The sequence below is a fragment of the Micromonospora humidisoli genome, from assembly GCF_016900955.1.
Classification (GTDB): Bacteria; Actinomycetota; Actinomycetes; order Mycobacteriales; family Micromonosporaceae; genus Micromonospora; species Micromonospora wenchangensis.
On record NZ_JAFEUO010000007.1, the window covers coordinates 61,537 to 78,808 of the forward strand.

Consider the following 17,272-nt stretch of genomic DNA (forward strand, 5'->3'; position numbering starts at 1 on the left):
TGGGCTCCGTCATGGGTACGCCGGTGGCGCGGGCGGCGTCGCCGGCAGTGGGTGCGTTGGAGGCGGACGGTGAGGCTGCCGCTATGGCCCTTGCCTACCGCTATCGCAAGCCGGTGCTGGTGACCGGGATGATGTCGCCGACGTCGACGGTGTGGGCACAACCTGATGGGACGTTCCGGGCGCAGATGCACTCAGCGCCGGTGCGTGCCCGCACGCCGGAGGGCTGGGAGGATGTCGATCTGAGGTTGGCACGGCAGCCGGACGGCTCCGTGGGGCCGAAGGTTCATCCGTACGGATTGTGGTTGTCGGGGGCACGGCCAGCCGGCAGCGACGGGTTGGTACGTGTTGGCGTGGGGCAGCAGCAGAGCGCCCTCGGCTGGGTCGGGGAGCTGCCGGATCCGCTGCTGGTGGACACGACGGCGACCTATCAGAACGTGAAACCGGGCGTCGATCTGGTGGTGGAGGCCCGTCCGACGGGCTTCCGGTACTCCTTCGTGGTGCATACGGCGGCGGCAGCGGCGGGGATGACGTCGGTGTCGATGCCCTGGTCGACCGGCAGTGAAGCCGCTTCCGCCCGGCTGACCGGTGCGGGATCGGTGGAGGTGTCGCAGGGCGAGATGTGGGACGCGCAGGTGTCCAGCAGTGGTGAGCCTCTGCACCGTGCGAACGTGGGTGTCGCCGCTGCTGTCATCGATGGTCAGAACAGTCTGGTGATGACCCCTGACCGGGAGTTCCTCGACAGTCCCGGTCTGGTCTTCCCGGTGACGATCGATCCGTCGGTCAACCTGAGCCCGTCGTTCGACGCGTACGTGCAGAACACCATCTCCAGCACCGACAAGTCGGGCGACGACGAGTTGCGTCTGGGCTACATCGTGGATCCGAACGAAGGTTGCTCGTCGGCCTGCCTAGCGCGGTCCTTCCTCAGTTTCCACAACCTCGGCGGCTACTCGGGGGCGACAGTCGTCTCGGCGGAGTTGTTCCTGTGGAACTACCACTCGTACTCCTGCACGAAGGCATCCTGGGAGACCTGGCGGGTGGATTCGGTCTCGTCATCAGTACGTTGGGGCAACCAGCCCACCTGGCGGGAGAAGGACGGCACCTCCGACGGCACGAAGGGGTACAACTCCGGGTGCGGTGACGGCTGGGTGTCGGCGTCGGTGAAGGAGACGTTCCAGACGAGCTTCTCGGGCAATTCGGCGACGGCGAACGTGGGGCTGCGGGCGTCCAACGAGTCCAGCAACAGCGGATGGAAGAAGTTCAACTCCTCCGAGGCGTCGTCGAACCGGCCGTACGTGACGGTGGTGTACAACCGTGCCCCGAACGTGCCGACGCAGTTGGCGATCGACTCGTGCTACTCGGTCTGCAAGTCCCCGGCGGTGGTCCGATCCGGTCGCCCGACGCTGTCGGCGATCGTCTCCGACCCTGACGGTGGGACGATGCGCGCCGAGTACGAGGTGTACGACAACGCGAAGACCACCTTGAAGGCCAAGTCCGGGACCGCGGTCACCGGTGTCACCTCCGGCACGGCGAGGCCGTGGCGGGTGACGACGACGTTGCCCGACGGGACCTACCACTTCCGGGTCCGGGGTTGCGACAGCTATCAGTGTGGAAGCTACTCCGGCTGGTTCACCTTCACCGTCAACACCCAGGACCCGGCCTTGCCGACCATCGCCGGTGTCACGTATGCGGAGCAGTCGACCGGGGCGTGGAGCGGTGGTCCAGGGCAGGCGGGAACATTCACCTTCGGGCCCAACGGCGCGTCCGACGTGCAGGAGTACATCTACGACCTGAACGGCGCCAACGCGGTCACCGTGCCCGCCGGAACGGCACAGGGGCAGATCCTCACGGCCAACCAGCAGCAGGTATCCACCGACCTGACCGGCTTCGGCGGGCACAACGCGACCCTCACCCGGGACACCGGTCGTGGCCACAACAGCGGTCAGTCGCTGAAGATCGCGCCCTTGGCGTCCGGTGGGACGGCCACCGCACCGCAGGGGGACACCTTCGCCGACCTCGGCGGTGACTACGGTGGCCTGCGGCTGGGCATGACCGGCGGCAGGCGGTACTGGATCACTGGCTGGATCTACGTGCCGGCCGCCACCGGCCTGGGGACCAGCGGCACCTACGGCACCAGCCGGGGGCTGCGAATCGCCGCGTTCTACAAGGTCGGCTCCCTCAACGTCGAGGTGACCTCGCCGAAGGCGACAGTGGTCGACGGCTGGCAACAGTTGTCACTCGTGATGTCGGTGCCTGTCGGCGCGACCGAGGCGTTCGTCCGGCTCTACAACGGTTTCCCCTCCGGCCAAGCCAGCAAGGTCGTGTACTGGGACGACCTGTCGGTCAGGGAGGTCGTCGGCACCAGCACGACAGAGTCGATCACCCCGAGCAGGGACGGCGTGAACGTCCTGTCGGTGCAGTCCCGGAACTCGGCCGGTGCCACCTCCGATCCCCGGATCTACCAGTTCCTCGTGATGCCCACCAACGGCGAATGGGCGTGGACGTTCGACCAGGACACCGCCGCCGCCGCGGTGTCCGCCCCGACCGGATTCACCGCCGCCTACACTCCCACCGGAGTCACACCGTCAACGACCGGTCATATCGGGGAGGGGGCGGTGTACCTGGACGGAAGCGGGTACCTCTCGACGTCCGCTCCGGTGTTGAACACAGCCGACCCCGGCGGATTCACCGTCGCCGCCTGGGTGCGGCTGACGGACCTGACCACCTCCCGTACTGCCGTGTCGCAGCTGGGTGCCGCCAACGCCATGTTCCGGCTCGGCTACCGCAACGACGTCGATCTCGACGGCGACACGATCAGCGACTCCGCCTGGTGCTTCACCGCCACGGCCGCGGACGCCGTCAACGCACCCGAAGCCACGGCCTGCACGAGTCAGTTCGTCGCGGCGGACGACTGGGTGAGTCTCGTCGGCGTCTACGACAAGCCGACCGGCACGATCCGCCTCTACGTCAACGGAACGGCACCCGACGGTGCCGAGGCGACCACGAACATCGTGGGCGGTTGGGCTTCCACCAGCCCACTTCTGATCGGCCGGGGCAACGATCCCACCGACCGCTGGATCGGTGACATCGACCACGTCAAGGCCGCCAGACGCGTCTGGAACACCACCGACGTCGACAACTACCTCGACTCGTGATCCGCCCTCTGGACACTGTGCTCGCCGGCCGTACGAAGAAGGGAACCTCTGTGAGGTCGTTCGGTTCAGCCCGCCGCCCCACCACCGCACGGGGCGTCCGCGCTGTCGCCGCCGCTGTCGCTGTCGTCATGGTGACGGCACTCGCGCAGGTGCCCGAGAGCGAAGCGTCGGCGGCCTGGCGACAGCCCAGGCCGAAGGACGTCACGGGGGTGGCCGTCAAGCCGCTCAAGCACACGGTGCGCCCGTCCTGGACCGCCGGTGGGCGGGAGGTCGGCGCGGCCGGCGCGGTCACCTGGCCTGTCGGCGACGAGACGGTTGAGTTGTCACCCGCCGGTGCACGGAGCATCGCCGCCGCCAGAACCCGAGCAGGGAAGCTGCCGGTCTGGGTGTCATCCGGCGCAGTGGCGGCCCCGGCGACACAGGAGACCCCGCACCGCGAGGCCGCCCCGGTGACGCGTGCGCGAGTCGAGATCGCGAACCGGACGGTCACCGCGAAGGCGGGCGTCTCAGGACTGTTGCTGAAGGTATCGCGGGCCGATGGTTCGTCCCAGGACGGACTCGTCACCATCGAGGTCGACTACTCCCGGTTCGCTGCGGCGTACGGCGGGGACTGGGCCTCCCGGCTGCGCCTGACGCGGGTGGTCGACGGAAGATCCCTGAACAGCCGCAACAACCTGAAGACCCACACCGTGACGGCGGCAGTGCCCGTTCCCGGGAGCGGATCGGCGAGCCTGATCGCCCTCGCCGGCGGCGCCTCCGGCGACAACGGGGACTACTCGGCCACCAGCCTGTCGCCTGCGGCTACCTGGCAGGTGTCGGCGCAGACCGGCGCCTTCTCCTGGTCGTACGCCCTCAACGATCCGCCGGCGGTGGGTGGCCCCGAGCCCGGTCTGAACATGTCCTACTCCTCGGGAGCGGTGGACGGCCTGTCGGCGAGCACCAACACCCAGGGCTCGTGGGTGGGAGACGGTTGGAACCTGTGGCCCGGGTTCATCGAACGCAAGTACAAGGCGTGCGCGGACGACAAGGACGCCATGCGGGGTGGGGAGCCCAACAACAAGACCGTCTACGGCGGTGACCAGTGCTGGTACAAGCCGGAGGGCAACGCCACCATTTCGCTCAACGGCAGCGCCGTGGAGTTGGCGAAGTCGTCCGGCAACACCTGGAAGGGTGTCTCCGACGACGGCACGAAGATCGAGTTGCTGACGGACACCAGCCTCGGCAACGGCGATGCCGACGGCGAGTACTGGAAGGCCACCAAGCCCGACGGCACCCAGTACTACTTCGGCCGTAACTACGGCCCCGGCGGCTCCTCGGGCGGCACCGCCACCAAGTCCACGTGGACGCTGCCGGTGTACGGCAACCACCCCGACGAACTCGGTTACACCGCAGGTGACTTCGCCGCCTCCCGCACCACCCAGGCCTGGCGGTGGAACCTCGACTACGTCGTCGACCGGCGCGGCAACACCATGACCTACTTCTACGACCGGGAGGACGGCGCCTACGGCCGGGAGGGCGACAAGGACAAGCGCACCACCTACCACCGGGGCGGTTGGCTGACCCGCATCGAGTACGGCAACCGCAGCACCGCGGCCGCCACCGTCCGTCCCGCCGCGCGCATCGTTTTCGACACCGCCGACCGGTGTGCCAGCAACTGCTGGAACGACGGTGACCCGGTAAAGGCGTCCTGGCCGGACACCCCGTGGGACCAGTACTGCAAGACCGCCCCCTGCACCGACCAGTTGTCGCCCACGTTCTGGACGGCGAAGCGCCTGGCCACCGTCCGCGCCCAGGTCTACTCCGGCACCGGCGACACCTACCAGGACGTCACCACCTGGACGTTGCGGCACACCTACCTGCAGGCCGGCGACAACGAAGGCAAGCCGATGTGGCTCGCCGGGGTGACCCGCACCGGGAAGGTCACCACCGCCGGAGGCGCCGAGGCCAGCGACCCCGAGATCGTCTTCGACCCGGGCACCGAACCCCTTCCCAACCGGGTCGACGCGATGGCCGACGGCCGGTCCAACCTGTTCCGCTCACGCATCAACACCATCACCACCGAAACCGGCGCACAGATCGCGGTCAGCTACTCCGCACCGGAGTGCGTCCGCAACGCCCTGCCGACGGCGCACAGCAATACGAAACGCTGCTACCCGCAGTACTACGGCCCGAAGGGTGAGGAACCGACCCTCGACTGGTTCCACAAGTACCGTGTCGACCGCATCGACGTGTACGACAACACCGGCGGCTTCGCCCACCAGCAGACCAACTACGACTACCTCGACACCCCGGCCTGGCACTACGACGATTCCGAACTGGTCGACGAGAAGAAGCGCACCTGGGGCGAGTTCCGCGGCTACGGCAAGGTCCGGGTCCGCACCGGCCTCGAATCCGGCGTCCAGACCGCCACGGAGTTCCTCTACTTCCGCGGCATGGACGAGGACAAGCAACCCGCCTCGGCAGGGGAGAAGCCACCCACCGGCTCCCGTGACGTGTGGATCACCGACTCGCAGAACGTCCGCGTCGAGGACCACGAGGCGTACGCGGGCATGATCCGTGAGGAGACCACCCTGCTCGGTGCCGGCGGCGGTTGGATCTCCGGGACGATCACCACCCCGTCGAGGCAGGGCCCCACCGCGACCTTCGGCAACCTCAAGGCCTGGATGGTCAACAGCGAGACCGTCCGCAACCGGACCAAGCTCGCCAACGGCACCACCCGCTGGACCAAGACCGTGACCACGGTCAACAGTGACAACCTGCCCACCTCCATCGACGACCAGGGCGACGAGAGCACCACCACCGACGACACCTGCACCCGCACCTGGTACGCCCGGAACCCGAGCCTCTGGCTTCTGAACCTGCCGAAGAAGACGGAGATGGTGGGCGTCGCCTGCGCCGCCACCGCCACCCTTCCGGCCGATCTGTTGTCCGCGTTCCGCACCACCTACGACGCCGCCGACAACAACTGGGACACCTACCTCCCCGTCGCCGGCAACGTCGCCAAGGTGGAGGAGATCGACGCCTGGAACGGCACCACCCCGACCTGGATCACCACCGGCACGTACAAGTACGACGCCGTCGGACGGGTCCGCGAAAGCACCGACGCCCTCGGCCGACTGACCAAGATCGGCATCACGCCGGACGTCACCGGACCGGTCACCGCCATCACGACGACCAACCCGCTCAACCAGAGCAGCACCACCACCTACTCAACCGCCTGGCAGAAGCCCGTCACCGTCACCGACGCCAACGGCATCCGCACCGACCTCACCTACGACGGGCTGGGACGTCTGCTCAAGGCGTGGCTCCCCGGCCGCACCAAGGCCGCCAACCCCACCGCGCCCAGCGTCGAGCACATCTACCAAGTGCGGAACACCGCCGCGACGGCCGTCACCACCAAGACCCTGCTGCCGTCGAACACCACCTACAACACCTCCATCACCCTCTATGACGGGCTGCTGCGCCCCCGGCAGGTGCAGCAGCAGACCCTCGGCGGCGGACGGGTCCTCACCGACACCGTCTACGACTCCCGCGGACTGCTCGACTGGTCCACCGCCCCCTACTACGACAAGACCAACACCCCACCGAACACCACCGTCTACGGCGGCGCCGGCACCCCGGCCGTCCCCGCGCTGACCCAGAACGTCTACGACGGCGCCGGACGCCTCACCGACGCCATCTTCAAGGTCGGCGTCAACGAGACCCTCAACGAGAAGTGGCGCACCACCACCAGGTACGAGGGTGAGAAGACCACGGTCATCCCACCCAAGGGCGCTATCGCCACCACCACGATCACCGACGCCCGCGGGAGAGCCGTCACCCTGCGGCAGTACAAGGACCGCGCCAACGCCGGCAGCGACACCGCCACCACTTTCGACGCCTCCCAGTACCGCTACACCGACCGTGGTGAGATCGCCTCACTGACGGACCCGGCCGGCAACGTCTGGCGGTACGAGTACGACCAGCGAGGTCGCAAGAAGCGCGACGAGGACCCCGACCGTGGCGTCACCACCTTCACCTACGACGACGCCAGCCAGCTCATCAGCACCACCGACAGCCGCACCAAGACCCTCGTCTACGGCTACGACAACCTCGGCCGCAAGACGAGCCTCCGCGAGAACACCACCACCGGCCCCCTGCGCGCTGAGTGGACCTACGACACCCTGACCAACGGCATCGGGCACCTCACCAGCAGCACGCGCTACGAACCGGCCGGCACCACCAACGCCTACGTCACCGAGACCACCCAACTCGACAGCGCGGGCCGACCGACCGAGAAGCGCCTCACCATTCCGGCCGCCGACAGCGGCCTGTGCCAGGCCGGCACCCTGACCCCGTGCACCTACACCTGGACCAGTACCTACCGCGACAACGGCACCGTGGCCACCGCCGAGCAACCCGCCGCCGCCGGCCTGCCCAAGGAGAAGCTCAGCTACCTCTACAACGAGGTCGGCCTGCTCCAGGGCATCCTGGGTGGCGGCCAGATCTACCTCTACGACACGGTCTACAACAAACTCGGCCAGCTCACCCAGCAGATCAGTGGCCCGTACGGCAAGCGGACCTGGACCACCAACATCATCGACGAGAACACCGGCCGTACCACCAACACCAACGCCATCCCCGAACTCAGGTCGGACGTGTTCAACTTCGGCTACGAGTACGACAACGCCGGCAATGTCGAGAAGATCGCCGATCGGCCTGCCGGCGGCACCGCCGACACACAGTGCTACAGCTACGACGGACTGCGCCGTCTGGAAAACGCGTGGACGCCCGCCAACGGCGACTGCGCGGTCAGCCAACGCCTGAACACCAACCTCGGCGGCCCCTCACCGTACTGGCACGCCTATACCTACTACCCCGGCACGGACAACCGGCACACCGAATGGATATCCAAGACCACGCAGCTCGGCCCCACCGCCAAGACCTCCATCCGCACCTACGCCTATCTCGGCCAGCCCGGGGTGTCCGGTAGCCACCCCCACGCGGTGAACACGGTCAAGACCAGCGTCGAACTGACCGGCACCACGGTCAAGACCGAGACCTTCGGCTACGACGAGACGGGCAACACCAGTTCCCGGCTCGGCCCCAACGGCACCCAGACCCTCACCTGGGACCACGAGGGAAAGCTCTTCGCCTCCGCCGACAACGCCGGCACCACCAGCTACGTCTACGACGCCGACGGCAATCGCCTCATCCGCCGTGACCCCGCTGGCGCCACCCTCTACCTCCCCGGCGGCACCGAGGTCCGTAAACCCACCAGCAGCCCCGCCACCGCGACCCGCTACTACACCGGCGCGCAGGGTGTCATCGCCGTTCGTACCTCCGCCGGCAGTCTCGACTGGCTCGTCAGTGACCACCACGGCACCGCCGAAGCGGCCATCAGCAACACCGATCTCAGCGCTACCCGCCGTCGCAGCACACCCTTCGGCTCTCCTCGCGGCACCACGCCGTCCACCTGGCCGGTCGCCATGGACAAGGGCTTCCTCGGCGGCACGGTCGACGACACCGGGCTCACCCATCTCGGTGCCCGAGAATACGACCCACAAATCGGAAAGTTCATCTCCGTGGACCCCGTCATGGACCACGGCGATCCGCAGCAGTGGAACGGCTACGGGTACTCCCACAACAACCCCGCCACCTTCAGCGACCCTACCGGGCTCATCGACTCCGACTGCGCCGTGATCGCTGGCGGCTGCCCCGACTACCACCCCGGAAACGAGCCGGCCAACCAGCAGGGGAAGGGACCCGGCGGTAACCCGTGCTGGCCAGCGAAGTGCAGCCCCCAAGGCAACGGCGGTCAGGACCCGTTCAACCCGAAAACCTGGACCGAGCAGATGCCCGACGGCCGTAAGGTGCCGAGCAAGGGTTACGTAACGCTCCAGGTCTGGGCCCAGCTTCTGTACGGTGCCAACGGTATGGGCACGCATGTGTCGAACCTGAACGCCATGGAGCTTGACAAGGCGCGCCGCGACGTCTTCTGCTACAACTTCTCCGAAATCTGCAAGAAGGAGCTCGACGACTCCATCGCCGCGCAGAACAAGTTCCTGGGCGACCTGCTCGGCATCACCGACGCCGTCGACTGTGTCCACGGCAGCGTCTCCGCCTGTGCCTGGACCGTCATCGGGTTCGTGCCGATCGGAAAACTCAAGGCAGCCGGCACCATCGGTGAGGCGCTCTACAAATCCGGAAAGACGCTCTGCAGCTTCGGTGGCGAGACGCAGGTCCTCATGGCCGACGGATCGTCCAAGCCCATCAGCGACGTGCGGGTGGGGGACAAGGTCCTGGCCACCGACCCAGAAACGGGCGAAACGAGTGCGCGACCGGTCACCCATACCTGGATCCATGAAGATGGACTGCGTGAGCTGAAAGTCGGCGGATCGACGGTCGCCACGACTGAGGACCACCCCTTCTGGGTCGCCTCAGAGAAGCGCTGGATCGGCGCTGGCAAGATCAAAATGGGTCAGAAGCTGTCCTCGACGGAGGGTCGCGAAGTCGCAAGCGACGGGGTTGCGGCAGCTCCAATGCGTCTCGACATCGCCTACAACCTCACCGTAGGTGAGATAGACACGTACTATGTCTTCGCCGGCAATACTCCGATCTTGGTGCACAACTGCGGTGAAACGATCAAAGCCGGAGATCTCGAAGGTCTGTTTACTCCCGGTCAGTTGACTCGCGACCCCGCCTCGCAGTGGTATCACGAGATGCTTGAAAATGACGACCTTCTGGGTGGAATTAACAGTGCTGAACATGGTGACGGGATCTTGGTGTCGAGAGACGGGCTCATTCTCGGCGGACATCACAGGTTGGATGAGGTGATCAGGCGTGTGAAAGACGGCCGCTTGGATCCCGACACGCCGATTACGATCCAACGCCACCCATGCTCATGCGACTGAATCGGATTAGGATATTAAACATTTTGCATAGCTGATTTCCCGAGCGCATCGTCGAGATTTTTGGTGAGAGGATTTGTAAGTCTGATGTCGATGGTGAGACAACAAGACCCGGATTTTCGCGTGTGCTGCGTCAGCTTCGATTCATTGCTGGAGATGCAGCGGGACGCGGAGGGGAGGGGATTCGCCGCTAGGTGGACGTCGCTCGATGCTCTTCGTGCTCAGGTGAAGGAGGCGAATGTCCTGGTTTCGCCACTTATGCGGGAGTTTAGGGATGGTCAGATCCGTGCTTACCGATGTGCCGTGCTTTTCTCTATGGTTAGCGGAGGGGGTGGGGGCGGATTGGCGACTATCGATATTGCTCCAGAGAAGTTCGATTTATTGGCGCGGTTGGATAGGGATCCGGATGTGAGAGAGGCTCTGGCAAGCGTGTTCACACTCGCTCTGGGTGGAATTTCTGCCGTATCCAAGAACTAAAGGATGTCTCGTAACTCCGTCGGTGGTCCATGGTGGATCATGTCCGGGTGCAGGTGATCAGTGCGGCTCGCTCGGAGTGGATCGTCCCGTTCACCGGGCTGCAGCCCGCCCAGTTCCGCAGACTGGTCAGGCTGGTCGCCGAGCGTGGCGGAGAAGCCATCGCTGACGGCCGGTTGGGCCGGCAGTGGTTTCTCGACCTCGCCGACCGAGTGCTGCTGGTAGCCGCGTACTGGCGCACTAACCTGACGATGCGGCAAATCGGCCCCCTGTTCGGGGTGTCGCACCCCGCCGTGCACCGGGTCATCGACACCCTCGGCTCCCTGCTCGCCCTCACCCCAGGGGGCGCCGTTCCACTTCCTCAATGGCGTCAGGGCTGCCGTGGCCAAGGTGCAGGAGCTTGCGGGTGACCGTGTTGTTGAAGTCGCCGCTGTGACGTCGAGGGCCAGGTGTTGGCCGCGGCCCTGTTCGACCCGCGTCGCCGTCCCGGCTGGATCTTTCACGCGGTCGTGCCCGGTCGTGGTGCGGCGCGTACGTGGGCGCGTTCGCCCTGTCTGCCGACGAGGCTCAGGAACTCGACGGGCCCGGAACTGGTCGCGCCGAACCAGTGCGGGGTGCGGGTGTCGAACTCGGCGGCCTCCCCGGCGTGCAGGATGAGGTCGTCGTCGCCGAGGACCAGGCGCAGGGTGCCGTTGAGGACGTAGACCCAGTCGTACCCCTCGTGGGTGCGCAGGTCGGGCACGCGGTCGTCGTCGCCCGCCGGCAGGACGAACTTGTAGGCCTGGATGCCGCCGGGCCGGCGGGTCAGCGGCAGGATGGTCACGCCGTCGGCGGCGGCGATGGGCCGCAGGTTGATCCGGGGGTCACCGGTCAGGGGCGCGTCCACGAGTTCGTCGATGGTGACGCTGTGGGCGCGGGCGAGCGGGAGCAGCTGTTCGAGGGTGGGGCGTCGTAGGCCCGCTTCGAGCCGGGACAGGGTGCTGGCGGAGATGCCGGTCTCGTCGGCGAGGTCGGTGAGGGTGATGTTGCGGCGCAGCCGCAGCTGCTTCAACCGGGGGCCGACCGCGTCGAGGGTGCGGTTCACGTTCTCGTCCACCCGGCTATTTTGCCAGTTGGCAAGAACCTTTGCGGGTTTTCGGGTAGCGGTCGCAGGATCACGTCATGACCGGCGAAGACGCGGAAAGGACAGGTCCGATGGCCGAACCGAAGGAGAACGTCAGGGACGTCGTGGTGGTCGGTGGCGGCGCGGCCGGGTTGAGCGCGGCGCTGATCCTGGCGCGGTCGCGGCGGCGGGTGACGGTCCTGGATGCCGGAACGCCGCGTAACGCGCCGGCGCAGGCGGTGCACGGCCTGCTGGCGCTGGACGGGCTGAGCCCGCGGGAGCTGCTCCGGCAGGGACGCGACGAGGCCACCCGCTACGGCGCGGAGATCGTCGCGGCCGAGGTGGACGACGTGGCGCGTACCCCACGGGGGTTCACGCTGCGGACGCGCGACGGGGCCGTGCTGCACGGCCGGCGACTACTGATCGCCACCGGCCTGGTCGACGAGTTGCCGCAGATCCCGGGCCTGCGCCAGCGGTGGGGACGGGACGTGCTGCACTGCCCGTACTGCCACGGGTGGGAGGTCCGTGACCGGGCGATCGGGGTGCTCGCCACCGGGCCGATGTCGGTGCATCAGGCGCTGCTGTTCCGGCAGTTGAGCGAGGACGTGCGGTTCTTCGGCAACGACCAGCAGATCGACGAACGGGACCGAATGAAACTCGACGCGCTCGACATCCCCGTGGTCACCGGCCGCGTCGCCGGGCTGGAGGTCGTCGAGGACCGCCTGACCGGGGTCCGCCTCGACGACGACCGGATCGTACCGGTCGAGACCGTGGCGGTGGCGTCGCGGATGGCAGCCCGCGCCGACGTGTTCGCCGGCATCGGCGTCACCGCGTCACCGCACCCGGCGGGTTCCTACATCGCCGCCGACGAGACCGGCCGCACCCCGGTGCCCGGGGTGTGGGTGGCGGGCAACGCCAGGGACCTGTCGGCCCAGGTCGGAGCGGCTGCGGCGGACGGCGCACGCGCCGCTGCTCACCTCAACGCCGACCTGGTCGCCGAGGACACCGACCGGGCGGTCGCCCGCCTGCTGGACGCGGGGGTCGTCCGATGACGCACAGCTTCGACCGGGACTACTGGCAACGCCACTGGCAGCCCACCGCCGGGCACGGGCCCGGCTCGATGGTCGGCAACCCGCCGAACCCGTACCTCGCCCGGGAGACCGCCGGCCTGGCACCGGGCACGGCGCTGGACGCCGGGTGCGGTGCCGGCGCGGAGGCGATCTGGCTCGCCACCCGTGGCTGGCGGGTCACCGCCGTCGACATCGCCGCCGAGGCGCTGACCCGGGCCGCCGACCGCGCGAGCGCCGCCGGGCTGACCGGACCGCCGATCCGGTGGGTGCAGGCGGACCTGACCGACTGGGAGCCGGGCGTCGGCTTCGACCTGGTCGCCACGCACTACGCGCACCCCGCGATGCCGCACCTCGCGTTCTACCAGCGCATCGGCGGATGGGTGGCGGCCGGCGGCACCCTACTGATCGTCGGCCACCTGCACACGCCGCACTCCGGCGGCCACGGGCACCACCATCCCGCCGAGGCGACGGTCACCCTCGCCGACATCACCGCCGGCCTGGACGTGGCGGAATGGGAGATCCACACCGCCGAGGAACACCACCGGGGCATCCCCGGACCCGGCGGACGCACGGTCACCCTGCACGACGTCGTCGTACGCGCCACCCGCCGCCCCTGACCCACCGTCGCCGCGACGCCGGGACCGAGGTCCACCCCCGGCGTCGTACCGAACTGCGCCCTCGAAAGGAAACCCACGCATGTCCTCGCCCGACAGCTCGTTCCACCTGAACGGCCCCGACGCGACGGTCCACGACCCGCGTCGACGCCGTGCGATCCTGCTCGCGGTGTGTGTCGCCCTGATGGCGGTCATCGCCTCCGTCTCCGGGCTCAATGTCGCCCAGCCACAGGTCGCCGTCGAGTTCGACGCGTCGCAGAGCACCGTCCTGTGGATGATCAACATCTACACCCTCAGCCTGGCCGCGCTGCTGCTCCCGCTCGGCGCGCTCGGTGACCGGGTGGGCCGCAAACCGGTCCTGCTCGCCGGCCTGGCCCTGTTCGGCGTGGCCAGCGCGGCGGCCGGCCTGGCCGGCTCCGCCACGATGATGATCGCCGCCCGGCTGCTCGCCGGCGTCGGCGCTGCGATGATCATGCCGGTCACGCTCGCCGTCATCACCTCCACCTTCCCCGACGGGGACCGTTCCAAGGCCATCGGCATCTGGACCGGTGTCGCCGGTGGCGGCGGCATCCTCGGCATGTACCTGTCCGCGGTGCTCGTCGACTGGGCGAACTGGCGGTGGCTGTTCCTGCTGCCTGTCGTCCTCGTCGCCGCAGCCGCCGTTCTGGCCCTGCGCGCCGTCCCGAACTCCCGCGAGAAGGCGCGGCACCGCTTCGACGTCACCGGGTCGCTGACGTCGGTGATCGCCGTGACCGCCCTCATCTACGTCCTGCACGAAGGCCCGGTGCACGGCTGGACCGCGCCGGTGACCATGGTCAGCCTGCTCGTCGGTGCCGTCGCCGCCGTCGGGTTCGTGGGGTGGGAACTACGCCACCCGGCACCCCTGCTCGACGTCCGCCTGTTCGGTGACCGACGCCTCGCCAGCGGTTCGCTGGCCCTGCTGACGCTCTTCGGCGTCCAGGCGGGCATCTTCGTCGTCCTGTTCCCCTACTTCCAGGCCGTCCTCGGCTGGTCCGGCCTACGCGCCACCCTCGCGCTCATGCCCATGGCGGCGATGATGATGCTGTCCTCCGGCCTCGCCCCGCGGGTGGCCGCCCGCGCCGGAGCCCGCGTGACCATGGCCACCGGCATCGTGCTCGGCGGTGCGGGCCTGGCCATGATGGCCACCCTCGTCTCCGTCGACGGCGGCTACCTGGCGATCCTGCCCGGCATGCTCGCCATGGGACTCGGGATGGGCCTCACCCAGACCCCCTCCACCGAGGCCATCACCTCCGCCCTGCCCCGGGAACGGCAGGGTGTCGCGTCCGCCCTCAACGACGTCACCCGGGAGTTCGGGACCGCGCTCGGCGTCGCACTGCTCGGCGCGGTCCTGACCGCCGGCTACCGCAGTGCCGTCGACACCCACCTCGACACGGTCCCCGCCGGCACCGCCGAAGCCGCCCGCGAGGGCATCGCCACCGCCATCGCCACCGCCGACACGGCCGGTGCCCAGGCGCCCGCACTGGTCCGCGCCGCCCAGGAGTCCTTCGTGGATGGCTGGCAGCAGGCCATGTGGGTAGGGACCGCCGTGATGGCGGTCCTGCTCGGATACGTCCTGGCCCGGGGCCCGCGACGGACCGCGCCCGGAACACCGGTGACCGTGCCGACGTCGCCGGGCGACGTCACCGTCGGATGACAACGGCCTGACAGGGCCGGCCCGTCGTCCGCGCGGCGGTGCGGGTCCGGGGCCGGTCACCACCCGGGAACCACCGGTGTACGCGGATCGCGGCGGCGGTGAACGCCACCGTCGGACCCGACGTGCCCCCGCTGCCGGACCGGCAGCGGGGGCACGGGCTGTCCACCTACCGGATCACGGCAGGGTCCACTTCTGGTTGGCGGCGGCCAGGCAGGTCCACAGATGGACGGCCTGGCCGTCGGTGGCGCTGTTGTTGGACACGTCGAGGCACTTGCCGGACTGTGGGTTGCGCAGGGTGCCGTCGGCCTGGGCGGACCAGTTCTGCGCACCGCTGCCGTTGCAGGTCCAGAGCTGGATCTTCGTGCCGTCGGCCGAGCCCCCACCGGAGACGTCCAGGCACTTGCCCAGCGCCTTCACCGTGCTGTTCGGGGTGACCGACCAGGTTTGCGCCGCGGAACCGTTGCAGGTCCAGATCTGGATCTGCGTACCGTCGGCGGTGGCCGCGTTGCGGACGTCCAGGCACTTGCCGCCGAGCCCGACGATCGGCCCGGTACCCGGGGTGCCGGGGGTGCCGCCACCCCGGACCAGGGTGAAGTCGTCCACGTCGAACAGGCCGGTCCCGGAACCGGTGAAGGTCAGGTACACGGTCTGCGTACCGGTGGGCACCCCGGCCAGGGTGGTGCTGACGTCGGCGTACGTGGTCCAGCTTCCGGTGTTGGGCACCGCCACCTGGCCGAGCAGCGGGCCGGTGGCCGAGCCGGTCCGGACGCCGATGGTGCCGCCCGCCCCACCGGAGACCACCCGGGCCCGCAGCGAGGTGACCCCGGTCAGGTCGAGACCCGGGTACGCGGCCCAGTCGCCCGGGTCGACGTAGCCGAGGGTCTGCCCGCCGTTGGCCCCGGCCTTGGTGAACGCGCTGACCCCGTTGGCCGAGCTGAACGCCTCGGCCTGCACGGTCGTGGTGCCGCCCGGGGTACCGCCCAGCTCCCTGATCCGGACGTTGCGGAACGACACATCGTCGCCCGTACCGTGGTTCTGGAGCCCGATGTGGCCGGCGAGCGAGCGGGCCGGGTCGGTGTTGGTGAAGTCGTTGATCTTCCGTCCGTTGAGGAACACCTGGAGGCGTTCCCCCTCGACCAGCAGCTCGTAGCTGTTCCACTCGCCCGGCGGGTTCAGGGCGGCGTCCCGGGCGGCCAGGTCGGCGGACTGGAAGGTGTAGACCGCACCGGTGGTGCGGTCGGCCGCGTCGGTGGCGTCGATCTGGATCTCGTAGCCGTTGTCCACCGCCGACCACGGGTCGGTCGACGGCGGGAAGCCGATGAAGACGCCCGAGTTGTCGTCGCCTGACATCCGCCAGTCCAGCTTCAGTGAGTAGTTGGTGAACTGCTTGGCGCTGTACCAGTACAGGCCCATGCCGCCGACGGAGGTGAGGGTGGCGTCGGTGTTGCCGAAGCTGCCCGGACCGGCCTGCGACCAGCCGGTCGTCGACCCGTTGTAGAGGGTGACGTAGCCGGTCTCCGGGCGGCAGTCGGCCTTTGCCCGACCGGCCGCGTACCGGATGCCGCCGAGCAGGTGGCTGCGGAACGCCGCCTCCGCGTACGACCCCTGGGTGTGCCCCAGGCCGGTGTAGAACGACCTGCCGGAGTTGACCGTCTTGCACCAGGAGATCGGATGGTCACCGCCCATCGAGCCGCCCGAGTACGACGACTCGTCCAGGGTGGCGAGGACCCGGGCACCCGAGCGCGGGTTGGTCTGGTAGTTGTACCACTCGTCGGTGCGGGTCCAGGTCTGCGGCAGGTGCCCGGTGGCCGGGTGCGCCCGGTTCTCGACGCGGACGGTCGCCTGCTGGATGGCCGGGTGCGAGGCGAAGTAGCCGCCCACCAGGCTGCCGTAGTACGACCAACCGTACTCGGTGTCGGCGGCGGCGTGGACGCCGACGTACCCGCCGCCGCTGTTGACGTACGACTCGAAGGCGGACTGCTGTGCGGCGTCCAGGACGTCACCTGTGGTGTTGAGGAAGACCACCGCCTCGTACGGGGCCAGGTTCGCGGTGGTGAACCGGGACGCGTCCTCGGTCGCGGTGACGGTGAAACCGTTCGCGGTACCGAGTTCCCGGATGGTCTGGATGCCGACGGCGATCGAGTCGTGCCGGAACCCGGCGGTCTTGGAGAACACCAGCACGTCGTACGGGGCGTCGGCCGCACCGGCCGACGTCGGGACGGCGAGGATCGCGGCGGCGGCGGTCACCGCGCCGAGGACGGATCGAAGGAGTCTGCGCATGTCACTCTCCCGAAC

General features: G+C 68.6%; 7 protein-coding genes and 1 pseudogene. 6 read left to right on the top strand and 2 right to left on the bottom strand.

What is annotated here, in order from left to right:
- Window positions 1–350: 350 nt before the first annotated feature.
- The 3 genes and pseudogenes from JQN84_RS24020 to JQN84_RS24030 all read left to right on the top strand — a co-directional run.
- Complete coding sequence (locus tag JQN84_RS24020) at window positions 351–3,152, top strand: LamG-like jellyroll fold domain-containing protein (protein WP_204960823.1); 2,802 nt, start codon at window positions 351–353, stop codon at window positions 3,150–3,152.
- Between the two features lie 449 nt (window positions 3,153–3,601).
- Window positions 3,602–10,045, top strand: coding sequence for a polymorphic toxin-type HINT domain-containing protein (locus JQN84_RS24025; protein WP_204960824.1), 6,444 nt, complete (start codon window positions 3,602–3,604; stop codon window positions 10,043–10,045).
- Between the two features lie 521 nt (window positions 10,046–10,566).
- Window positions 10,567–10,857 (top strand): annotated as a pseudogene (locus tag JQN84_RS24030) (helix-turn-helix domain-containing protein); the annotation flags it as partial.
- Window positions 10,858–11,015: 158 nt separating this feature from the next.
- Here the strand turns inward: JQN84_RS24030 and JQN84_RS24035 are convergent.
- Window positions 11,016–11,612, bottom strand: a complete 597-nt coding sequence (locus JQN84_RS24035) for a helix-turn-helix domain-containing protein (protein WP_204960825.1) — start codon at window positions 11,610–11,612, stop codon at window positions 11,016–11,018.
- 98 nt (window positions 11,613–11,710) lie between these two features.
- Between JQN84_RS24035 and JQN84_RS24040 the strand changes: the two genes are divergently transcribed.
- From JQN84_RS24040 to JQN84_RS24050, 3 genes are all read left to right on the top strand, one after another.
- Entirely contained in the window at window positions 11,711–12,670 is a 960-nt protein-coding gene (locus JQN84_RS24040) for an NAD(P)/FAD-dependent oxidoreductase (protein ID WP_204960826.1), read from the top strand.
- Window positions 12,667–13,305 (top strand): class I SAM-dependent methyltransferase, encoded by a 639-nt coding sequence (locus JQN84_RS24045; RefSeq protein WP_204960827.1) that lies wholly within the window; start codon window positions 12,667–12,669, stop codon window positions 13,303–13,305. Before JQN84_RS24040 ends, JQN84_RS24045 begins: the two co-directional genes overlap by 4 nt.
- A 79-nt stretch (window positions 13,306–13,384) precedes the next feature.
- The gene (locus JQN84_RS24050; RefSeq protein ID WP_204960828.1) at window positions 13,385–14,977 is read left to right on the top strand and encodes an MFS transporter; all 1,593 of its coding nucleotides are present in this window, start codon (window positions 13,385–13,387) and stop codon (window positions 14,975–14,977) included.
- A gap of 174 nt (window positions 14,978–15,151) precedes the next feature.
- On the opposite strand, the gene JQN84_RS24055 is transcribed toward JQN84_RS24050, so the two are convergent.
- Window positions 15,152–17,257 carry a ThuA domain-containing protein gene (locus JQN84_RS24055; protein WP_204960829.1) on the bottom strand — a complete coding sequence of 702 codons (2,106 nt, stop codon included), beginning with the start codon at window positions 17,255–17,257 and terminating at the stop codon, window positions 15,152–15,154.
- Between the last annotated feature and the right edge of the window lie 15 nt (window positions 17,258–17,272).

Excerpts from the sequence above, each read along its gene's own strand:
- JQN84_RS24040 (WP_204960826.1), top strand. The coding sequence starts at position 11,711 with ATGGCCGAACCGAAGGAGAACGTCAGGGACGTCGTGGTGGTCGGTGGC.
- JQN84_RS24045 (WP_204960827.1), top strand. The coding sequence starts at position 12,667 with ATGACGCACAGCTTCGACCGGGACTACTGGCAACGCCACTGGCAGCCC.
- JQN84_RS24050 (WP_204960828.1), top strand. The coding sequence starts at position 13,385 with ATGTCCTCGCCCGACAGCTCGTTCCACCTGAACGGCCCCGACGCGACG.
- JQN84_RS24055 (WP_204960829.1), bottom strand. The coding sequence starts at position 17,257 with ATGCGCAGACTCCTTCGATCCGTCCTCGGCGCGGTGACCGCCGCCGCC.